14 protein-coding genes are annotated in these 18101 nt (G+C 64.3%); 3 read left to right on the top strand and 11 right to left on the bottom strand.

Annotation, left to right across the window (positions count from 1 at the left end; genetic code table 11):
* Positions 1–49: 49 nt before the first annotated feature.
* The gene (locus RTQ46_RS09040) at positions 50–1087 is read right to left on the bottom strand and encodes an SMI1/KNR4 family protein (RefSeq protein WP_312436019.1); all 1038 of its coding nucleotides are present in this window, start codon (positions 1085–1087) and stop codon (positions 50–52) included.
* 180 nt (positions 1088–1267) lie between these two features.
* Between RTQ46_RS09040 and RTQ46_RS09035 the strand changes: the two genes are divergently transcribed.
* Positions 1268–2245, top strand: coding sequence for an ankyrin repeat domain-containing protein (locus RTQ46_RS09035; protein WP_312436018.1), 978 nt, complete (start codon positions 1268–1270; stop codon positions 2243–2245).
* Between the two features lie 31 nt (positions 2246–2276).
* Here the strand turns inward: RTQ46_RS09035 and RTQ46_RS09030 are convergent, their stop codons facing one another.
* Positions 2277–3248, bottom strand: a complete 972-nt coding sequence (locus RTQ46_RS09030) for a thymidylate synthase (protein WP_312436017.1) — start codon at positions 3246–3248, stop codon at positions 2277–2279.
* Between the two features lie 194 nt (positions 3249–3442).
* Between RTQ46_RS09030 and RTQ46_RS09025 the strand changes: the two genes are divergently transcribed.
* A complete protein-coding gene (locus tag RTQ46_RS09025; RefSeq protein WP_312436015.1) occupies positions 3443–6142 on the top strand; it encodes an EAL domain-containing protein in 2700 nt (899 codons plus the stop codon).
* Positions 6143–6266: 124 nt separating this feature from the next.
* On the top strand, positions 6267–7700 hold the full coding sequence (locus RTQ46_RS09020; RefSeq protein WP_312436013.1) for an OmpP1/FadL family transporter: 1434 nt from the start codon (positions 6267–6269) through the stop codon (positions 7698–7700).
* Positions 7701–7886: 186 nt separating this feature from the next.
* On the opposite strand, the gene RTQ46_RS09015 is transcribed toward RTQ46_RS09020, so the two are convergent.
* Genes RTQ46_RS09015 through wrbA form a run of 9 tightly spaced genes read right to left on the bottom strand, consistent with a single transcriptional unit; the run spans position 7887 to position 18073 of the window.
* A complete protein-coding gene (locus RTQ46_RS09015; RefSeq protein ID WP_312436012.1) occupies positions 7887–8972 on the bottom strand; it encodes a threonine aldolase family protein in 1086 nt (361 codons plus the stop codon).
* Between the two features lie 14 nt (positions 8973–8986).
* Positions 8987–9658, bottom strand: coding sequence for a leucine efflux protein LeuE (leuE, locus tag RTQ46_RS09010; protein WP_312436011.1), 672 nt, complete (start codon positions 9656–9658; stop codon positions 8987–8989).
* Between the two features lie 8 nt (positions 9659–9666).
* On the bottom strand, positions 9667–11520 hold the full coding sequence (locus RTQ46_RS09005) for an ABC transporter transmembrane domain-containing protein (protein WP_312436009.1): 1854 nt from the start codon (positions 11518–11520) through the stop codon (positions 9667–9669).
* A gap of 39 nt (positions 11521–11559) precedes the next feature.
* Positions 11560–12636 (bottom strand): carotenoid 1,2-hydratase, encoded by a 1077-nt coding sequence (locus tag RTQ46_RS09000; protein WP_312436008.1) that lies wholly within the window; start codon positions 12634–12636, stop codon positions 11560–11562.
* Positions 12636–15239 carry an FtsX-like permease family protein gene (locus RTQ46_RS08995; protein WP_312436006.1) on the bottom strand — a complete coding sequence of 868 codons (2604 nt, stop codon included), beginning with the start codon at positions 15237–15239 and terminating at the stop codon, positions 12636–12638. The genes RTQ46_RS09000 and RTQ46_RS08995 overlap by 1 nt, the downstream gene beginning before the upstream one ends.
* Entirely contained in the window at positions 15227–15646 is a 420-nt protein-coding gene (locus RTQ46_RS08990; RefSeq protein ID WP_312436005.1) for a DUF4124 domain-containing protein, read from the bottom strand. Before RTQ46_RS08990 ends, RTQ46_RS08995 begins: the two co-directional genes overlap by 13 nt.
* Entirely contained in the window at positions 15643–17058 is a 1416-nt protein-coding gene (locus RTQ46_RS08985; protein WP_312436004.1) for an FAD-binding oxidoreductase, read from the bottom strand. The genes RTQ46_RS08990 and RTQ46_RS08985 overlap by 4 nt, the downstream gene beginning before the upstream one ends.
* Positions 17055–17465: a DUF2069 domain-containing protein gene (locus RTQ46_RS08980; RefSeq protein WP_312436106.1), complete on the bottom strand. Its 411-nt coding sequence runs from the start codon at positions 17463–17465 to the stop codon at positions 17055–17057. Before RTQ46_RS08980 ends, RTQ46_RS08985 begins: the two co-directional genes overlap by 4 nt.
* Complete coding sequence (gene wrbA / locus RTQ46_RS08975) at positions 17465–18073, bottom strand: NAD(P)H:quinone oxidoreductase (RefSeq protein ID WP_312436105.1); 609 nt, start codon at positions 18071–18073, stop codon at positions 17465–17467. The genes RTQ46_RS08980 and wrbA overlap by 1 nt, the downstream gene beginning before the upstream one ends.
* Positions 18074–18101 lie beyond the last annotated feature (28 nt).

The following is an 18101-nucleotide window of genomic DNA, read 5'->3' as shown; positions in this document are numbered from 1 at the left end:
GGGGCCGATCCCAGTCGTTGCCGCTGGGGTGAAAAATTGCCTCGGCGTTTCAGGCCTTGGCGACTTCCTTGAGGAAGTCGACAAAACTGTCCGCATGGCGCACGAATTCCCAGGTGCCAGCACCATGTTCCGCCGTGTAGACGGGGGCGTCGCCGTCAGCGATGGCTGACAGATCCAGGCAATACGGATCGGCGCCCGCATCGGCAATCACCACATAGTTGGCCGGCCAGCCGACAATGACCTTCTGGTCAACGGGATTGTATGCATACCCGTGCTGCGCCTTGATCAGCTCTGCCGCACCATACAGATTCAGACCCTGGAAATACCGCTTGCTGTCGATATGCACGCGCAGCGGCGAATACCGGGCCAGGAAGCGCCGGTATTGTTCCGGCAAGGTCCAGTGCTGGTCGATGGCGGCCAGGTCGGCCTCGCTGGCGATGACCAGCCAGTTCGATGGACGCGCCAGGTCCTGGTCCTGCTTGCGTTCCTTCGCCAGCCGTTTCTCCAGCCGGGCTGCGGCTTTTTCCAGCACAGATACAGGATCAGCCAGCGACGCATGCGTGGCTGGCGGCGCAAAGCCCGCACCGTCCGGATAGCCCGCGCGCTGCCAGGCCAGCACGTCATCGAGCCGCAGGCTGTCCAGCTTCCAATGGCCGGGGTCCTGCGACAGGCCGGCGTCGAATGGCTGGCGGCTGAACACGGCCAGGCTTTTCACGGCCTTGGCCCTGACTTCCCGCGGCATGGCATCCGCGACAGCCAGCGCCACCACGGTGCCGTACGCCTCCTTGCCAGCACTTTTCAGCAAGCCGTCGATGCCCCAGTAAGCGAGCGTGGGTTGCGTCACGGCCCATGTGAAAAAGTCCTTCAGCTCTTGCGGCTGCATCAGGCCCACGATGGAGTTGACCAGTGAGCTGCGCCAGTGCAGCAGCTGGCCCTCGCGTGCATAGTCGCTCAGTATCTCCATCACGGCCAGCCGGTCGGTTTCGCCGTGTTTCTTGATCAGCCTGTCCTTGAGCGTGGCGAACTTGCCGCCATCGGTTTCGTCGAACAGTTTGCGGTGCAGTGCTGCCAGTGGTGTGATCGCCATCGTATTCCTGATTAGGTCGGTCTGCTGATTTTACAAGCAAAGTGATTATTCAGGAAATAGTGTTTGAAAGTTAATCTCATGCGTTTCCGATATGCAGGAATCGAGAAGGTACTGAACAGGTAAAATAATATTTATATTGTAATATGTTGCCTGTTTCCATCATGTCAGGCCCGGTAAATAATGAAAGCCTATTTCAAGACCAGCGTGTTTTTATGCTGTTTGCTGTCTGTCGTCTATCTGTTCTTGATGCGCAAGACGTTTCCGATGGCCAGTGATGGCAGTGGCCCCAACGGCGATGCGCTGATCGCCTTTTTTATCTTTGTTATCGCCTGCATCGTGCATGTCCATACGGTGATACTGGCGATTTTCCTGTACGCGAATAACAGGCATGGCGCCACAATCGCATTGGCCATTCTGGCTGTCAGTGCGCTGTTGCTGTTCTCGCCTGAAATCAGATCCATCACCAAAAAGCAGCTATCCGATTACCGATACAACGCCAGCGCGACCACCAAAACTTATAACGCGATCAGGTCAGGCACGCCTGCCGAATTCTTTGGCTATTTCGATCAGATCCCCGACCGCGAAAAAACATGGGGGTATGTCCGAGAATTGATGGTGGACCTGGGCAAGGCCGGCCGGGTCGATCTGCTGGAACAGCTGGAAACAAAAGGTTTTCCGGTCGCCGAGGCCGGTCATGAGCAGAACTGGACCGATGTGGTGTTTGCCCCGGTGTATAGTGAAACACTGTCACCGGAACAACGGTTGAACGTGCTGCAGTGGGTGTTTTCCAGGGGAGAACCGTTAAAGTTCTCGCTGAAGCAGTCCGGGCACGCTTTTTTCTCGATTGAAAAGTTTTCAAACGCTTACAAGGACATCGACAATCCAGTCACCAGGAAAGTCTTTGATCTGCTGGTCAGCCACGGCGCCGACTTCAAGGGCAGCAATACCGGCTATGTGCTCTGGTATTCGGCTCGATTCAACCATCTTGACCACGTCAGGTTTTTGCTGGCCCAAAAAGCCGATCTCGAGTACATCGACGAGAATCTGCATACCACTGCCTTCGATGAAGCCATCGAGAACAAAAATCAAGCCATCATGCAGGAACTATTAAAGGCGGGAGCGAAAAAGTCCAGCCAGTTGCAAGGCGCGCTTCCATAACCAGAGCGGAACCGCGCGTTTGCTACTGCATTCAGACAGCCATGGCCGCCTTGATCGGCGCATGGTGTTCGTAGCCGTCCAGCGAAAAATCGGATGGCTCGATTTTTTCCAGCCACTCCGGTTCGTACTTGCCGGTGTTCGCAAAGTCCGGCACGCGCTCGGAAATGACGAAACGCGGCGCGGCGAAGGGCGTGCGTTTCAATTGTTCCTGCACCATGTCGAGGTGGTTTTCATAGATGTGCGCGTCGCCGATGAAATACGTGAACCAGCGCGGCGTGTAGCCGGTCAGGCGCGCCACCAGATGCAGCAGGGCCGCGCCTTCGGCGATATTGAACGGCGTGCCCAGGCCAATATCGTTGCTGCGCACGTACAGGCACAGCGAGATTTCGCGCGTGCTGGCATTCGGGATGAACTGGTACAGCAAGTGGCAGGCGGGCAGGGCGACGGCGTCCAGCACGGCCGGGTTCCAGCCGTGGAACAGGATGCGGCGGCTGCCCGGATTGTTCATGATGGTGTCCAGGCATTCGCGCAGCTGGTCGACCGCCTTGTAAAGAAGCACTTTCTGCACGCCGTCCTCGGCGATGGGGGCTACCAGCGTATAGCCGTTGGCCTGCGCGTCGGCGATCTGCGCCGGCTGATCCGCATCGAGCAATTTGTAGGCGGGCCACTGGCGCCACTGCACGCCGTACACGGGCCCGAGGTCGTCCTCGCCTTCGCGGTACGGGTTGGCCAGCCACTGCGCGTTTTCATTCGCGTTCTGGTCCCATACCTTGCAGCCCAGCGCGCGGAACTCGGCCGCATTGCGCGAGGCGCGCAGGAAGGCGCACAGTTCGCCGATCACGGATTTGAACGCCAGTTTCTTGGTCGTCACGGCCGGAAAACCGGCGGCCAGGTCGAACCGCATCATGGCGCCGGGCACGCTCAGGGTACGGATGCCGGTGCGGTTGTCTTGCCAACTGCCGGTGTCGAGGACGGTCTTGATCAAATCTTGATATTGCTGCATGGTACGCTCCAACGGTAAGGATGGTGATTGTAACGCAGCGGCCTGGCGGGCCACGGAAAGGCCCTTCGGCCGCATGTTAAATTGGCTTGCACATATGACTCTGTGGTAACTTATGTGTTCACAAAGAAATAATAAGAAACGGCTCCCTGCGTACCATGTTTTTGCGACAATTTTTTGATCGGCATCACACTGCCATGGTGGAGATGCGCAAGGCCGATTTTCTCAAGGCCAATTTGCGCCTGATCTTGGCCTGGCCCTTGCTGGGCCTGGCGCTGGCGGCCGTGCTGTGGACGGCGACCCTGCTGCAGCTGCAGGCGGAAAAAAAGGTCGCGCAGCAGCAGGCGCTGGGCAATGTGGCCTCGCTGTCGCGTGCCTACAGCCAGTATCTGCTGCGCACGGTCGAGCAGATGGACCAGCTGACCTTGCAGCTCAAGTATGAATGGGAAAATGCCCATGGCAAGCTGCGCCTGGAGCAGCTCAAGACGCGCGGCATGTATGCGATGCCGCAGTTTGCGCTGGTGGCCATTTTTGACCGCAAGGGCCAGGCCGTCACCAGTACCGCGCCCATGCAGCGCCTGCGCGATACCGAGCGCAGCGACTTTCTGCTGCGTCACTGGCGCAGCAATTCGAGCGCCTTGCGCATCGCGCTGGGCAGGGAAGGGCAAAGCGGTGCCGGCACGCTGGTGCATTTTACGCGCCGGCTGGACGACGCCGACGGCAATTTCGACGGTGTGCTGCTGATCTCGGTGCGCTCCGCCTATTTTTCCGAATTCTACGACAGCGTCAATTTCGGCAAGCTGGGCATGTCGGCCATGGTCGGCGAGGAGGGCGAGCTGTTCAGCGTGCGCCTGGGTTCGACCGTGCTGGTGCCCGAAGGCGCGCCGTTTCTCGATACCGGTTTCCTCGACACCGACAGCGGCGCCATGCAGTCGGGTGGGCGCACGGCGTTTGCCGACGCGCAGAACCGCTATGTCGGCTGGCACGCGCTGAAAGCCTATCCGTTCACGGCGGTGGTCGGTTTGGCCGACACGCAGGTGCTGCAGCCGTACCAGGAAACGCGCACGATTTATCTGGGCATCGCCACGGCCGTGAGCCTGCTGCTGCTGGCGTTTACCTGTATCGCCACCGGGCTGTCGCTGCGCCTGGCCTGGCGCCATCACCAGTCCGAAGGCGTGCGCAATGCCTACCGCATGGCCACCGAGGGCACCAGCGACGGCTTTTACATCATCGCCGCGCTGCGCAATGCCGACGGCGTGATCATAGATTTCGAACTGGTCGACTGCAACGAGCCGGGCGCGGACTTCTTCGGTGTGCGCCGCGAGCAGCTGCTGGGCATGCGGCTGCAGTCGCGCGCGCACGAGCCGTATTTCCGCGACCTGATGCACAACTACCGGGCCGCCATGGTGTCCGGCTTTTCGGAGGAGGAAATCGAACTGGCCGACGGCAATCCGTTCAAGCTGCGCTGGATACGCCGGCGCCTGGTGCGCAGCGGCGACCGGCTGGCCGTCACCTTGCAGGATATCAGCGCGGCCAAGCTGCACGAGCAGGACCTGCGGCGCGTGGCCAACGAGGACGGCCTGACCGGGTTGCCGAACCGCTACTGGCTGCAGCAGTTCCTGCCCGGCGCGCTGGCGCGCGCGGCGCTCGGTGGCCATATGCTGGCGCTGCTGTTCATCGACTTCGACGGCTTCAAGGACATCAACGACACGCAGGGCCATGCCGAAGGCGACAAGGTGCTGCGCGCCGCCTCGCTGCGCCTGAACGCCGTGCTGCGTCCCGGCGACCATGTGGTGCGCCTCGGCGGCGATGAATTCGTGGTGCTGCTCGATCCGGTCGAAGACGACAGCCGCGCCGAGCAGGTGGCGCAGCGCATCGCCATCGCCTTCGACGAGCCGTTCTACCTGGGCGCGGAGCGCCACAAGATGGGCGCCTCGATCGGCATCAGCGTGTATCCGCGCGATGGCGCCGAAACCGAAGTGCTGATGAAGAATGCCGATATCGCCATGTACGCGGTCAAGACAGCGGGCAAGGGCCATCACCGCTTCTTCCAGCCGGCCCTGTTCGAAACCATCCGCCACCGGCGCGAACTGGAACAGAGCCTGGTCACCGCGCTGGAGCAGGATGAATTCCTGGTCGTCTACCAGCCGCGCGTCGACACCATGAGCGGCCGCCTGTGCAGCATGGAGGCGCTGGTGCGCTGGCAGCATCCCGTGCATGGCATGGTACCGCCGCTGGAATTCATCCCGGTGGCCGAAAGTAGCGGCCTGATTTCGCAGCTGGGCGAAGTGGTGATCGAAAAGGTGTGCCAGCAGATGGCGCGCTGGAAGACCTATGGCCTGCAGCTGGTGCCTGTTTCCATCAACGTCTCGGCGCGCCAGTTCGGCCGCGGCGACGTGCACCGGGTGCTGGCCTCCGCGCTGTCGCGGCATGGCATCGACGCGCAGCTGATCGAAGTCGAGATCACCGAGTCGGCCATGATGGATGAACAGAACCGCGCGGTGGAGCAGCTGGCGGCCATCCGCGCGCTGGGCGTGCGCCTGCTGGTCGACGATTTCGGCACCGGCTATTCGTCGCTGTCGCAGCTGCAGAAGTTCGCCATGGACGGCCTGAAGATCGACCGCGCCTTCACCATGGAGCTGGGCCGCTCGGAGCAGGGCGAAGTATTCGTGCGCGCGATCGTCTCGATGGCCCATGCGCTGGGCATGAGCGTGGTGGCCGAAGGCGTGGAAACGCGCGAACAGCTCGACATGCTGCACGCGTTGCAGTGCAATGAAGTGCAGGGCTATTTCATCTCGCGGCCGGTGCCGGCCGAGCAGATGCTCGAGCTGATGCTCAAGCGCTTCCTGATCGAGCATCCGGCCCGCACGCACCCGCCATTTTCTCTCGCTTCGTAAAATAGAGCGACCGTTCGCTTTATTTTCGAAAATATTATATGCTTCGGCGGTGCCGACCGTGATTGGAGTCGCGGTCGCCATGCACGACACACACCAAGCATGACAATGATAAAGAGAGACTCACTTGAAACCATCGTATCTGCCACTGATCATCGCCGCCGCATTGGCCGGCCTGTCCACCACCGCCCAGGCTTCGGGCTACCGTTTCGGCTCGCAAAGCGTGTCCGGCCAGGGTAGCGCCGACGCCAATGGCGCCGAAGCGTCCGACGCCTCGACCATTTTCTACAACCCGGCCGGCATGTCGCGCCTGGAAGGCACGCAGCTGCTGGGCGGCGGCACTCTGGTGCTGCCGCATTCCTCGTTCCAGGACACGGGATCGACAACTTTCACCAACCGTACGCCCGGCGGCACCACCAAGGATTACGCACCGGACGCCGTGTTCGCACCGGCCCTGTATGCCAGCAAGAAGATCAACGACCAGTGGACCGTCGGCGCCGGCCTGTTCGTGCCGTACGGCGCCAAGCTCGATTACGGCAACGAGTGGAGCGGCCGCTACGCGATCAGCAATATCAAGCTCGAAGCAATCGCATTGAATCCTTCCGTCGCGTTCAAGGTCAACGAGCACCACTCGTTCGGCTTCGGCGTGACCGCCGAATTCATGAAGGCCGAACTGGGCCAGGCCGTCGACGTACCGGGTTCCGTGGCGTTCCTGGCACAGCACGCGCCGGCTACCTCGCAGGCATTCCTGGCCAATATCGCCCGCACCCAGGGCCTGGCTGCGGCGCAGGCTGCCGGCGCCGCGCTGGTGGGCGCGAAAGACGGCCACGCCGAGATGGACGGCAAGGACTGGGGCTTCGGCTTCAACCTGGGCTACCTGTACCAGATGGACGCAGCGACGCGCATCGGTATCGCCTACCGCTCGTCGATCTCGCACAAGCTCAAGGGCAACACGGTGTGGGACTTTTCGCAGGTGTCGAACAACGCGGCCGTCAATGCCTTTATCGCCGCCGCTTCGCGCAAGGTCAATTCCGGCGCGCTGGTCGAACTGCGCACGCCGGAAACGCTGTCGATCAACGGCTTTCACCAGATGGATGACAAATGGGCGCTGATGGGCGACGTCACCTGGACCCGCACCTCGCGCCTGGAAAACCTCGACATCCAGTTCCCGCCGACGGCCGAAGGCGACGAGCGCATACGCCAGCAGTGGAAAGACACCTACCGCGTTTCGCTGGGCACCAACTACAAGTACAGCAGCAATCTGCTGCTGCGCGCCGGTATCGCCCACGACCAGGCGCCCGTGCGCAGCGCCGAACTGCGCCACCCGGCGCTGCCGGACAGCGACCGCATGCAGTACTCGATCGGCGCGAACTGGAAGCTGGACGCCAATTCCTCGCTGGACCTGGCCTACAGCTTCATCGACTTCAAGGATGCGGCGGTCAACTACACCAACCTGTGCTCGCCGGTGACGACCGGCTGCACCGGCAATGGCGAAACCACCAAGGGCCTGTTCAAGACCCGCATGCAGTTGCTGGGACTGGCTTACAACTACAAGTTTTAAGCGAGTTTGCCGGTGGTGTCGGATTACGCCCTTCGGGCTAATCCGACCTGCGCCCGCTGTAATGGCGGTGTCGGGTTACGCGCTGCGGGGCTAACCCGACCTGCATGTCTACAAGTTTCAAGCGTTCAAACCCCGCGGCAAAACTGGGGTCGGACCCTCAGGGTCCGACCCCGGCTCTTCATGGGTTCAGGGTTGAAATCCGGCGACCAGCAAATCCAGCGCCTTGCGCACCGTGTCATCGGCCATTTCCAGCAACTGATCCCCCACATACCATTCCACCACGCTGTGGTTCGGCAACGCGCCATGGCTGGCGCGCCCGAACAGCCAGATGCCGTGCTCTTCAGCCACCTGGTTGCGGATCGCGATCGCCCGTTCTCGCGAGACGGGCAGATGCAAATGCAGCATATTGGCCTGCGGCCGGGCCGGATTGACGGCGATCGCCGGGTAATCCTTCAGCACCCGGTACAGCCACTGCGTGCGCGCAAAATACTGCGGCATGGCGGCCAGGCGCGCGTCGAACTGCATTGCCGCGGCCACCACATACGGCGTGCGGTGCACGATATTGCCGCCCTGGCGGTGGAACCACGCGCGGGCGCGGGCAACGAATGACGGGCTGCCGGCCAGCACGGCGCCGCCCAGGCCCGCAATGCCCTTGTACAGCGACACATACACGGAATCGAAGCCGTCGCAGATCGCGTCCAGCGGCTGGCCGAAAGCCGCCCGGGTTTCCCACAGCCGCGCGCCGTCCATGTGCAGATGAATATTGTTGTCGCGGCAGTGGTGCTTGATCTCGTTCAGTTCATCCCATGACGGGCACTGGCCGCCGATCTCGCGCATCGGCAGTTCCACCTGCGCCGCGCCCAGCGCATCGGGCACGGCGCGCAGGTCGTCCGCCGTCCATGGACGGTGCGGGTCGCCGATGAACAGCGCCTTGAAATGGTCGAGCAGCTCATGGTTGCCGCGTTCGTGGCGCAGGATATGCGAGGTCGGATGCAGGGCCACCAGGCGCGAGCCGCGGTCCTGGCAGGCCAGCCGCAGCGCGGTGACCTGGGTCATGGTGCCGGTGATGCAGAACACGGCCGACTCGAAGCCCAGCAGCGCCGCGATCTTGTTTTCGAACGCCTCGATCAGCGCGCCTTCGCCATAGGTGTCGTGCGCCACGTCGTGCGCTTCGCACCACGCGGCCATGGCGGCAAAGGTCTGTGCGGGCGTGGGCTGGCGCTGGCCCGGCACGACGGTGTGGCAGCGCTGGCGCAGTTCAGTATCGGTCAAGGCGGTCTCCGTGCTTACAGTGTGGCGGTGGCGAGCTTGGCGCCAAAGCCGATGAACATGGCGCCCACGCCGCCGCCCATGCCGGCCGACAGACGGCGACGGCGGCGGAAGGTTTCGGCCAGGCGCGCACCAACAAAGATAATGGCGGTCAGGTAGGTAAAGCTGCACACCTGGCAGATCAGTCCCAGGCCGACGAACGACAGCGCCGGCGTGGAAAAGCCTGGATCGACAAACTGGATAAAGAAGGAGATGAAGAACAGGATCGCCTTCGGGTTCATCAGGCTGATGATCAGCGCCTTGCGAAACGGATCGCTTTCCTTCACCGCCACCGGCGTGTCAGCCGTGGTGTGCGCGACGTCCCTGGCGCGCAGCTTGCGCCAGCAGCCGACCAGCATCTGCATGCCGATCCAGGCCAGGTAGGCCGCGCCGATATACTTCACCACGTAAAACAGCGCAGGGCTGGCTTTGAGCAGCGAAGCCACGCCGCAGGCCGACAGCACCATCAAGATCAGGTCGCCCAGAAAAATGCCGCAGGCGCCCTGGTAGGCCGGGCGCACGCCGCGCTGCGCGGCCACCGACAAGACGTACATCGAATTGGGGCCGGGCAGGATCACGATAAAGATGGTGCCGAGCAGGAAAGTCCAGAAGTCGGTAATGCCAAGGCTGGCGTGAAAAAAAGCATTCATGTCACGACTCAGTTGATCTGCACGTTGTGGAACTGCAGCGCTGCCAGGTTGGCGTAGATGCCGCCGAGCGCCACCAGCGAGGCATGCGTGCCCGTCTCGACGATCTTGCCGTCTTCCATCACGATAATGCGGTCGGCGCGCTGCACGGTGGCCAGGCGGTGCGCGATGATGACGGTGGTGCGGCCAACCATGGCCGCTTCCAGCGCCTTTTGCACCAGGCGTTCCGATTCGGCGTCGAGCGCGCTGGTCGCCTCGTCGAGCAGCAGCAGCGGCGGGTTTTTCAGCAGCGCGCGCGCGATCGCGATGCGCTGGCGCTGGCCGCCGGACAGGCGCACGCCGCGCTCGCCAAGGAACGACTTGTAGCCGTTCGGCAGGCGCTCGATGAATTCGTGGGCGGCCGCCATTTTCGCCGCCGCGATCACTTCCTCGTCGGTGGCATTGGCGCGGCCATAGCGGATGTTTTCCATTGCGTCGTTTGAAAAGATCACGGTGTCCTGCGGCACGATGCCGATCGCGTCGCGCAGCGTATGCAGGTCCAGCTGCCGGATATCGACGCCATCGAGGCGGATGCTGCCGCTTTGCGGATCGTAGAAGCGCAGGAACAGCTGGAACAGCGTGGTCTTGCCGGCGCCCGACGGGCCCACCACGGCCACCGTTTCGCCGGCGCGGATATCGAGGCTGACATGGTCCAGGGCGGCCGTGTCCGGGCGCGACGGATACGAGAACATCACGTCGTCCAGGCCCAGGGCGGCGCCGTTGGCGGCGCGCGCCGGCAGGGCCAGCGGGGCGGCGGGCGACATGATGTCCGATTTGACGGCCATCAGTTCCAGCAGGCGCTCGGTGGCGCCGGCCGCGCGCTGTGCTTCGCCCATCACTTCGGACAGCGCGCCGATGGCGCCGGCCACGATGGAGGCGTACAGGATGAACTGGCCCAGGTCGCCACCCGTCATCGAGCCGTCGAGCACGGCGCGCGCACCGAGCCACAGCACGAACACGATGGTGCCGAACACCAGCAGGATGGCGATCATGGTCAGCAGGGCGCGCGCGCGGATGCGGCGCATGGCTGTCATGAAGGCGCCTTCGACGGAGTCGCCGAAGCGTTTCGATTCGATTTTTTCGTGCGTAAACGCCTGCACGGTGGGCATGGCGTTGAGGATTTCGCCGGCCATGGCCGAGGCGTCGGCGATGCGGTCCTGCGAATCGCGCGACAGCTTGCGTACCTTGCGGCCGAACACGATGATGGGCACGATCACCAGCACCAGCAGGCCGATAATGATGCCGGCCAGCTTGGCGCTGGTGACGAACAGCATCACCAGGCCGCCGAGGAACAGCAGCACATTGCGCAGCGCCATCGAGATGCTGGTGCCGACCACGGCCTGGATCAGGGTGGTGTCGGTGGTAATGCGCGACAGCACTTCGCCGGTCTGCGTGGTTTCAAAGAACTCGGGGCTTTGCGTGACGACGTGGCGGTACACGGCGCTGCGGATGTCGGCCGTGACGCGCTCGCCCAGCCACGACACGGTATAGAAACGCGCGGCCGTGGCCAGCGCCAGGATCGAAGCCACGCCGAACAGCGCCAGGAATACCAGGTCGACGTGCTGGATGCTTTTCGAGCCGGCCGCACCGCCGAAACCCAGGTCGATCATCTGCTTGAACGCGGCGGGTATGGCCAGCGTGGAGGCGGCCGCTACCACCAGCGCGATGCCGGCCAGGATGAACTGCTTGCGGTAGGGCGTCAGGAAGGGCATCAGGCCCTTGAAGGCGGCCAGGCTGCCTTTTTGCAGTTCGCGGCTGCTGCCGGTCGCGCTGGTGCTGGCGGAGGGGGTCTTGTCGGTGCTGCTTGCTTCGGTGCTGGTTGTCATTGGTCTTCGCTTTGATTACATATTGGGTACTGCTGGTCATTACAGCTTCATCGGCGCCACATACCCCGTCATTTCCAGATAGGCGTGGCCGGCCGGCTGGCCGTCGCGCTTGACCGTCACCGCGCCTTCCCAGTACACGGCCCCCGTCGAGCGGCGCGAATCGAGTTCCTGGTCCGGCTGCAATGGCGTGACCTGCCAGCGCGTGGCGCCGGTGCGAATTTCGGTGGCGACCGGGTATTCGGCCCTGGTGCGCGGCGAGCGCCACAGCTGCGTGGGCGTGAAATCGACCTCGCCCGGCGCGAACTGCGTCACCTTGCCGGACGCATCGCGCCAGCTGGCATGGGCCCATAGTTTAGCACCTGTCGTGCTGCGGATCTGGAAGGCCATCAGGGCGCCGCCGTCATCGAGGTTGGCGCCCAGCCAGTTCCAGCCGCTGGCGTTTGCATCGAGCACCTGGCTCGACCACTCGTGATCGAGCCAGGTAGTGCCCGTCACCGCCTCCGGCTTGCCGCCGTTGCGCGCGATGGTGCCACGGGTAGCGAGCTGCGGCACGCTGTAGTAGTAGCTGGCCTGTGCGGGCAGGGGCCCCTTGCGTGAAAAACCGCCTTCGCCCTGCAGCAGTACCGGCTGCGTGGGCGCCAGTGTCAGCTGCAAGTTGAAGTCGCGCGCCGCCAGCGCCACCTGGTAGCTGCCGTCAGGCTGGCGCTGCATGCGCCAGCCATCGAGCTTGACGTCGGTGTCGCCCACCTTGGCATAGGCCAGCCCAAAACCTTCGCGCGCGCTCTTTTCATCGTGCAGCAGCTTGCCCAGCTTCGGATCCGACAGCGCCGCATGGCCGATAATCAGCTGCCTGGGCGCGAACGCGCTGGGGTTGTCCGCATCGGTGGCGGTGGCGCTGCGAAAGAATGTAACCTGGTAGCCCAGCTGCTCGCCGCCAGCCGTCCTGACCCAGCCGGTGGCGTACCACCATTCCGTTTTATAGGCGGGATGGGCACCGAAGTCGTGCGGCAGTGTCAAGGACTGGCCGGCCGGCAGCGCAGTGACCGGTGCAAACGCGGGCGGCGCGGCGAAAACCGGCAGGGCCAGCGCCAGCAATAACAAAATCGAACGGCGCATTACCAGTCCTCCCTGACGGCGCGAATGGGACCACCGGACAGTGCCTGGCGGCCCGAGACCAGCGCGGTGGCGGCGGCAGCGGCCAGCAGCGCGCCGGCGACGGTGGCGATCAAGGGCCACGGCAGGTGCAGCTGCATGGTCCAGTGGAACGATTGCGGATTGACGATAAACACCAGCACAAAGCTGATCAGCAGGCCCAGCACGAAACCGGTGGCAATGCCCAGCGCCGTCAGCGCGCCGCCTTCGAGCGCCAGGATGCCGAGAATCTGCCCGCGCGTGACGCCCACATGGCGCAGCATGCCGAATTCGCGCGCGCGCGCCAGCGTCTGCGCCGAAAACGTGGCGGCCACGCCGAACAGGCCGATGACGATGGCAATCGCCTCGAGCAGATAGGTGACGGCAAAGCTGCGGTCAAAAATCTGCAGGCTGAGCGCCCGGATCGCGGACGGCTCCGACACTTCCAGGCTGTCGCCGAACGGCAGCGCTTTCAGGCCTTGCTGCAGGCTGGCGGCGCTGCTGCCTTTGGCCAGCCAGATGGCCGCGTCGCTGACATCCATGTCTTGCGTGATGGCGCGGTAGGCGTCGAGCGGCATCTGGATCGAGCCGCTCGAGCGCGCGTAGTCGCGCCAGATGCCGGCGATATAAAACTCGTGCAGGCCGCCGGCCAGCGGCAGGGCAATCGTCTGGCCGGGCTTGCGGCTGTACAGGTCGGCCGTGGCCTCGGACAGCCAGACCGGTTTCGCACCGGGCGGAACAGGCAGGGTATCGCCCACCAGCACCAGGCTCTTGCCCGGATCCTGCAGGTTGATCGGGCGCGCGATCAGCACCACATTGGGCCGGTCGGCCGCCAGCGACACGCTGCGCAGGCGCTGGAAGTCGGCCCGCGCCACACCGGGCAGGGCGGTAACGGCCGCCTGTTCGCGCGGATCGAGGCCCGAAGTATTGCCGCCGGCGGAGGCGCGCACATACACGTCGGCCGGCAGCACCTGCAACAGCCAGTCGTCGACCGAGACGCGGAAACTCGACACCATGATGGCCATCGCCACCATCAGGCTGAAGCTCGACAGCACGCCACCGAGTGCGATGCCGGCCTGGCCGGATGCATTGGCCAGGCGCGCCAGGGTCAGGCTCGGCACCGGCGAACGGGCGCTGATCGTCGTGCGCAGCCAGAGGCGGTTCAGGAAATGGAACACCACCGCCGCCAGCTGCGGCATCAGCGCAATCGCGCCGATCAGCAGCAGGGCGATCGACAGGTAGCCGAACAGCGGCAGCTCGAAGACGGGCGGCAGCAATGTCAGCAAGCCGGCGAGCGCCAGGCAGGCCAGCGCCGGCCAGGTCTTGGCCAGGCGCGTGGTGACCGCTTCCTCGCTACCCGATTTCAAGGCGATGGCCGGCGCCGCGCGCGCCGCTTCCAGCGCGGGGGCGGCGCAGCCCAGCAGGGCCACGCCCAGGCCCAGCGCAAAATAGACGATGGCGGCGACCGGCGTGAATTGCACCTGCGGCTGCACGCCCGCAAAGTAGCCGGCGCCCAGGTCGCCGCCAAAAAAGCGCAGCGCCACGGCGGCCAGCGCGTAGCCTGCCGCAATGCCCAGCGCCGCGCCGACCACGCCCAGGCTGGCGCCTTCGAGCAGCACCTGGCGCAGCAAGGAAGCGCGCTCCATGCCCAGCACGCGCAGCAGCGCAAACTGGCTGCGGCGGCGGATCACGGACAGCGCCTGGGTGGAAAACACGAGAAAGGCGCCGGTAAACAGGGCCACCAGCGCCAGCACGGTCAGGTTGACGCGGTAGGCGCGGCTGAGGTTATTGTTGCGGCTGTTCTGGTTTTCATCGTTGGGCTGGCCGACACGGAAGCGCCCCGGATACTGCGCTTCGAGGTCGCGCGCCAGTTGCGCCTGGAACGCGTCGCGGTTCACGCCATTGCGCAGTTTCAGGTCGATCCGCGACAGCTTGCCCAGCTTGTTGAAGCGCCACTGGGCCGCGCCGATATCCATCACGGCGATGCGCTGGCCGGCACGCGCGCGCTGCAGCGAGCCGGCCACGCGCAGCGAGACGCTGCCGGTGCCGGATTTGAGCGCCAGCTGCTCGCCTTGCGCCAGCTCCAGCCAGCGCAGCGCGGCCGGCGACAGAAAGATGGCGTCGTCGGCCAGCGTGTCGAACGGCTGGCCGTCAGCAGGCGCGCCGATCAGGTCGGGCGAGATGAAGCCAACCCGAAACACGTCGAGCGCCAGGATCTGCAGCGGCGTGCCGCTTTTTTCCGTTCCACCGGCGACGCCGGCATTGAGTTCGAGCACCGGCGAGGCGACGGCCACGCCATCGCGCTGCGCCAGCTGCGGATAGATGCTTTCATCGAACAGCGCTTCGCGCCCGGCCACCTGCACATCAGCCTGGCCGGACAAACTCTTGACGGCGGTGGAGAACTCGTTGAAGGCGGCCGCGTTGATCAGGTGGATGGCAAAGCCCAGCGATACGCCGATGGCAATGGCCAGGATGGCGACCAGCGCGCGCACCGGGTGGGCGCGCCATTCACCCAGCAGCAGCCAGCGCGACAGCAGTCTTTGCGAGGAGGCAGCGGTTCCGCTGGCGGGCGCGCTCAATGCAGGCATTCGATGGCGAGTTTTTCGCCGGCGCGGCGCACTTTCAGCTGTGCCGCATCGCGGTTGCGGTCAGCGGCGCCGACGGCGTCCTGCGCCGCCCATTTCTGCTCCAGGCGCAGCTGGGCGCAGCGTTTTTCACGTACCTCGGCCTGCTGCGCGCCGCGCGCGCGCGCCTGGTCTTCGCGTGCTTCGCGCTGCTTGCGCACCGATTCGAGCTGGCTGGCGACGCGCTCCTGGCGCGTGGCGGCGCCCTTGTCGACGGCTGGCGGCGGGGGCGGCACCTCGATGATCTGCAGCTGGCCGGCCGCGCACGGCGCTTCGCTGTAGCTGGTCTGGCCGTCCTGCACGCATTTGTAGACGGTCTGCGCGCTGGCAGTACTGGCTGCTGCCAATAGCAGCAAGGCTAACGCTTTCACAATATCTTCCCCGGGTTCATGATGTTCTGCGGATCGAGCGCCTGCTTGACGGCGCGCATCAGCTGCAGTTCCAGCGGCGACTTGTAGCGGGCCAGATCGGCCTTTTTCAGCGCGCCGACGCCGTGTTCGGCCGAGATGGAGCCGCCAAAGCCGTGAACCTGGTCATGCACGATGCGGTTGATGGCGTCCTGGTTGGCCAGAAAATCGCGGTCCGTCATGCCCGCTGGCGGCGCCACGTTGTAATGCAGGTTGCCGTCGCCCAGGTGGCCAAAGCACACCAGCTGGCAGCCGGGGAACGCCGCTTCCAGCGCCACGTCGGTGACGGCAATGAAGTCGGCGATGCGGGAGATCGGCAGCGAGATATCGTGCTTGATATTCTTGCCTGCCTGCGCCTGGGCCAGCGGAATATGCTCGCGCAGCTGCCACAGGCCTTCGCTTTGCGCCACCGAACTGGCGACCACGGCGTCCTCGATCAGTTCGTTTTCCAGCGCCGCGCCGATGCTGGCCTCCAGCAGTTCGATCGCATGCGCTTCGGACTGGCTGCTGGACAATTCCAGCAAGACGTACTGGCCATGCGGCTGCGCGAACGGGCGCGGCAGCTGCGCGAACTGCTCGGCCACCAGTTGCAAACAGTAGTGCGACATCAGCTCGAAGCCCGTCAGGCTGGCGCCGCAATGGTCCTGCATCAGGCTCAACAGACGCAGCGCGTGGCCTGGCGAGGCCAGGGCGGCCAGCGCCGTAATGCTCGCTTTCGGCTGCGGATACAGCTTCATCACGGCGCCGGTGATCACGCCCAGCGTCCCTTCGGCGCCGATATACAGGTCGCGCAAGTCGTAGCCGGTATTGTCCTTGCGCAGGCCGCGCAGGCCGGACCAGACTTCGCCCTGCGGCGTGACCACTTCCAAACCCAGGCACAGCTCGCGTGTATTGCCATAGCGCAGCACCGCCGTGCCGCCCGCATTGGTGGCCAGGTTGCCGCCGATGGTGCAGCTGCCTTCGGCCGCCAGCGACAGCGGAAACAGGCAGCCGGCGGCAGTGGCCGCCTCCTGGATGGTCTGCAGGATGCAGCCCGCGTCGACCGTGATGGTGCGGTTGACAGGGTCGATCTGGCGGATCGTGTTCAGGCGCGCCAGCGACAGCACCACGGCCGTGCCCGACGCGTCCGGTATGCTGCCCAGCACCAGGCCCGTATTGCCGCCTTGCGGCACTACCGGTATCGCCCACTGGCTGCAGGCGCGCATGATGGCGGACACCTGTTCCACCGAGCCGGGGCGCAGCACGGCCAGCGCCACGCCCGTAAACCGGTCGCGCCAGTCGGTCAGGAACGGCGCCATGTCGCCAGCCTCGGTCAGTACATGGGTGTCGCCCAGCAGTTCGCGGCAGGCGGCAAGGAAGTCGGCACGATCGCTCATTTTTTGATATTGACCTTATTTACTTTTTCCAGCAATTCCTTCGCCATGCGCTTGGCCGCTTTTTTATACGGACGCAGGTACAGCAGGGCGCAGCAGAAATAGACGCAGACGATGATCGCTTCGCCCCAGGCCATGAAGGCCGAAGCGGGGCTGGTGTCGCTGTAGCCGCGCACCACGCCTTCCGTGAAATACAGGAGGATGACCATCGACGACCACTGCAGGGTGTACACGTCGCGCTTGATCACGCCGTACAGGGGGATCAGCAGCGGCACGGCCTTCAGGGCCAGCCACGAGCCGCCCGGTTTCAGCGGCGCGATGACCATTTCCCACAGCACGCACCAGACGATCAGCACGGCCAGGCTGGCCATCGCGCCCCAGTGAAAATACTTGTGCAGCGCGCCGTGCATCATGCGCCCGCAAGCTTGACGGCGTTTTCTGCCAGGCGGCGGCCCAGCGCCAGCGCCAGGCGCTTTTCGTCGTCGCTGATGGCCTTGTCGCCGGCGATGCCGGACCAGTGCGTGGCGCCATACGGCGAGCCACCGGTGGAGGTGGTCATCAGCTCGGGATGGGTATAGGGCAGGCCCATCACCAGCATGCCGTGGTGGAACAGCGGGATCATCATCGACAGCAGGGTCGATTCCTGGCCGCCGTGCAGGCTGCCGGTGGACGTGAACACGCAGGCAGGCTTGCCGGACAGGCTGCCGGACAGCCAGTCGCTGGCCGTGCCATCCCAGAAGTACTTCATGGCGGCGGCCATATTGCCGAAGCGCGTGGGCGAGCCCAGCGCCAGGCCCGCGCATTCCTGCAGGTCGTCCAGTTCCACATACGGCGCGCCGTCGGCCGGGACTTCCGGCTGGGTCGCTTCGGCCACCGTGGAGACGGCCGGCACGGTGCGCAGCCGCGCATCGCAGCCCGGTACGCTTTCCACGCCTTGCGCAATCAGTTCGGCCAGCTGGCGCGTGGCGCCATGGCGGGAGTAGAACAATACGAGAATAATCAGATTGGTTGGCTTCATCATTGGTATTATAGGGCGCTTTACAGCC

The sequence above is a fragment of the Janthinobacterium sp. genome (assembly GCF_031995485.1).
GTDB lineage: Bacteria > Pseudomonadota > Gammaproteobacteria > Burkholderiales > Burkholderiaceae_D > Janthinobacterium.
The sequence above is the reverse complement of the archived record's forward strand: the minus strand, read 5'-3'. Positions and strand labels throughout refer to the sequence as shown.

Excerpts from the sequence above, each read along its gene's own strand:
- RTQ46_RS09040 (WP_312436019.1), bottom strand. The coding sequence starts at position 1,087 with ATGGCGATCACACCACTGGCAGCACTGCACCGCAAACTGTTCGACGAA.
- RTQ46_RS09035 (WP_312436018.1), top strand. The coding sequence starts at position 1,268 with ATGAAAGCCTATTTCAAGACCAGCGTGTTTTTATGCTGTTTGCTGTCT.
- RTQ46_RS09030 (WP_312436017.1), bottom strand. The coding sequence starts at position 3,248 with ATGCAGCAATATCAAGATTTGATCAAGACCGTCCTCGACACCGGCAGT.
- RTQ46_RS09025 (WP_312436015.1), top strand. The coding sequence starts at position 3,443 with ATGGTGGAGATGCGCAAGGCCGATTTTCTCAAGGCCAATTTGCGCCTG.
- leuE (WP_312436011.1), bottom strand. The coding sequence starts at position 9,658 with ATGAATGCTTTTTTTCACGCCAGCCTTGGCATTACCGACTTCTGGACT.
- RTQ46_RS09005 (WP_312436009.1), bottom strand. The coding sequence starts at position 11,520 with ATGACAACCAGCACCGAAGCAAGCAGCACCGACAAGACCCCCTCCGCC.
- RTQ46_RS09000 (WP_312436008.1), bottom strand. The coding sequence starts at position 12,636 with ATGCGCCGTTCGATTTTGTTATTGCTGGCGCTGGCCCTGCCGGTTTTC.
- RTQ46_RS08995 (WP_312436006.1), bottom strand. The coding sequence starts at position 15,239 with ATGCCTGCATTGAGCGCGCCCGCCAGCGGAACCGCTGCCTCCTCGCAA.
- RTQ46_RS08985 (WP_312436004.1), bottom strand. The coding sequence starts at position 17,058 with ATGAGCGATCGTGCCGACTTCCTTGCCGCCTGCCGCGAACTGCTGGGC.
- RTQ46_RS08980 (WP_312436106.1), bottom strand. The coding sequence starts at position 17,465 with ATGCACGGCGCGCTGCACAAGTATTTTCACTGGGGCGCGATGGCCAGC.
- wrbA (WP_312436105.1), bottom strand. The coding sequence starts at position 18,073 with ATGAAGCCAACCAATCTGATTATTCTCGTATTGTTCTACTCCCGCCAT.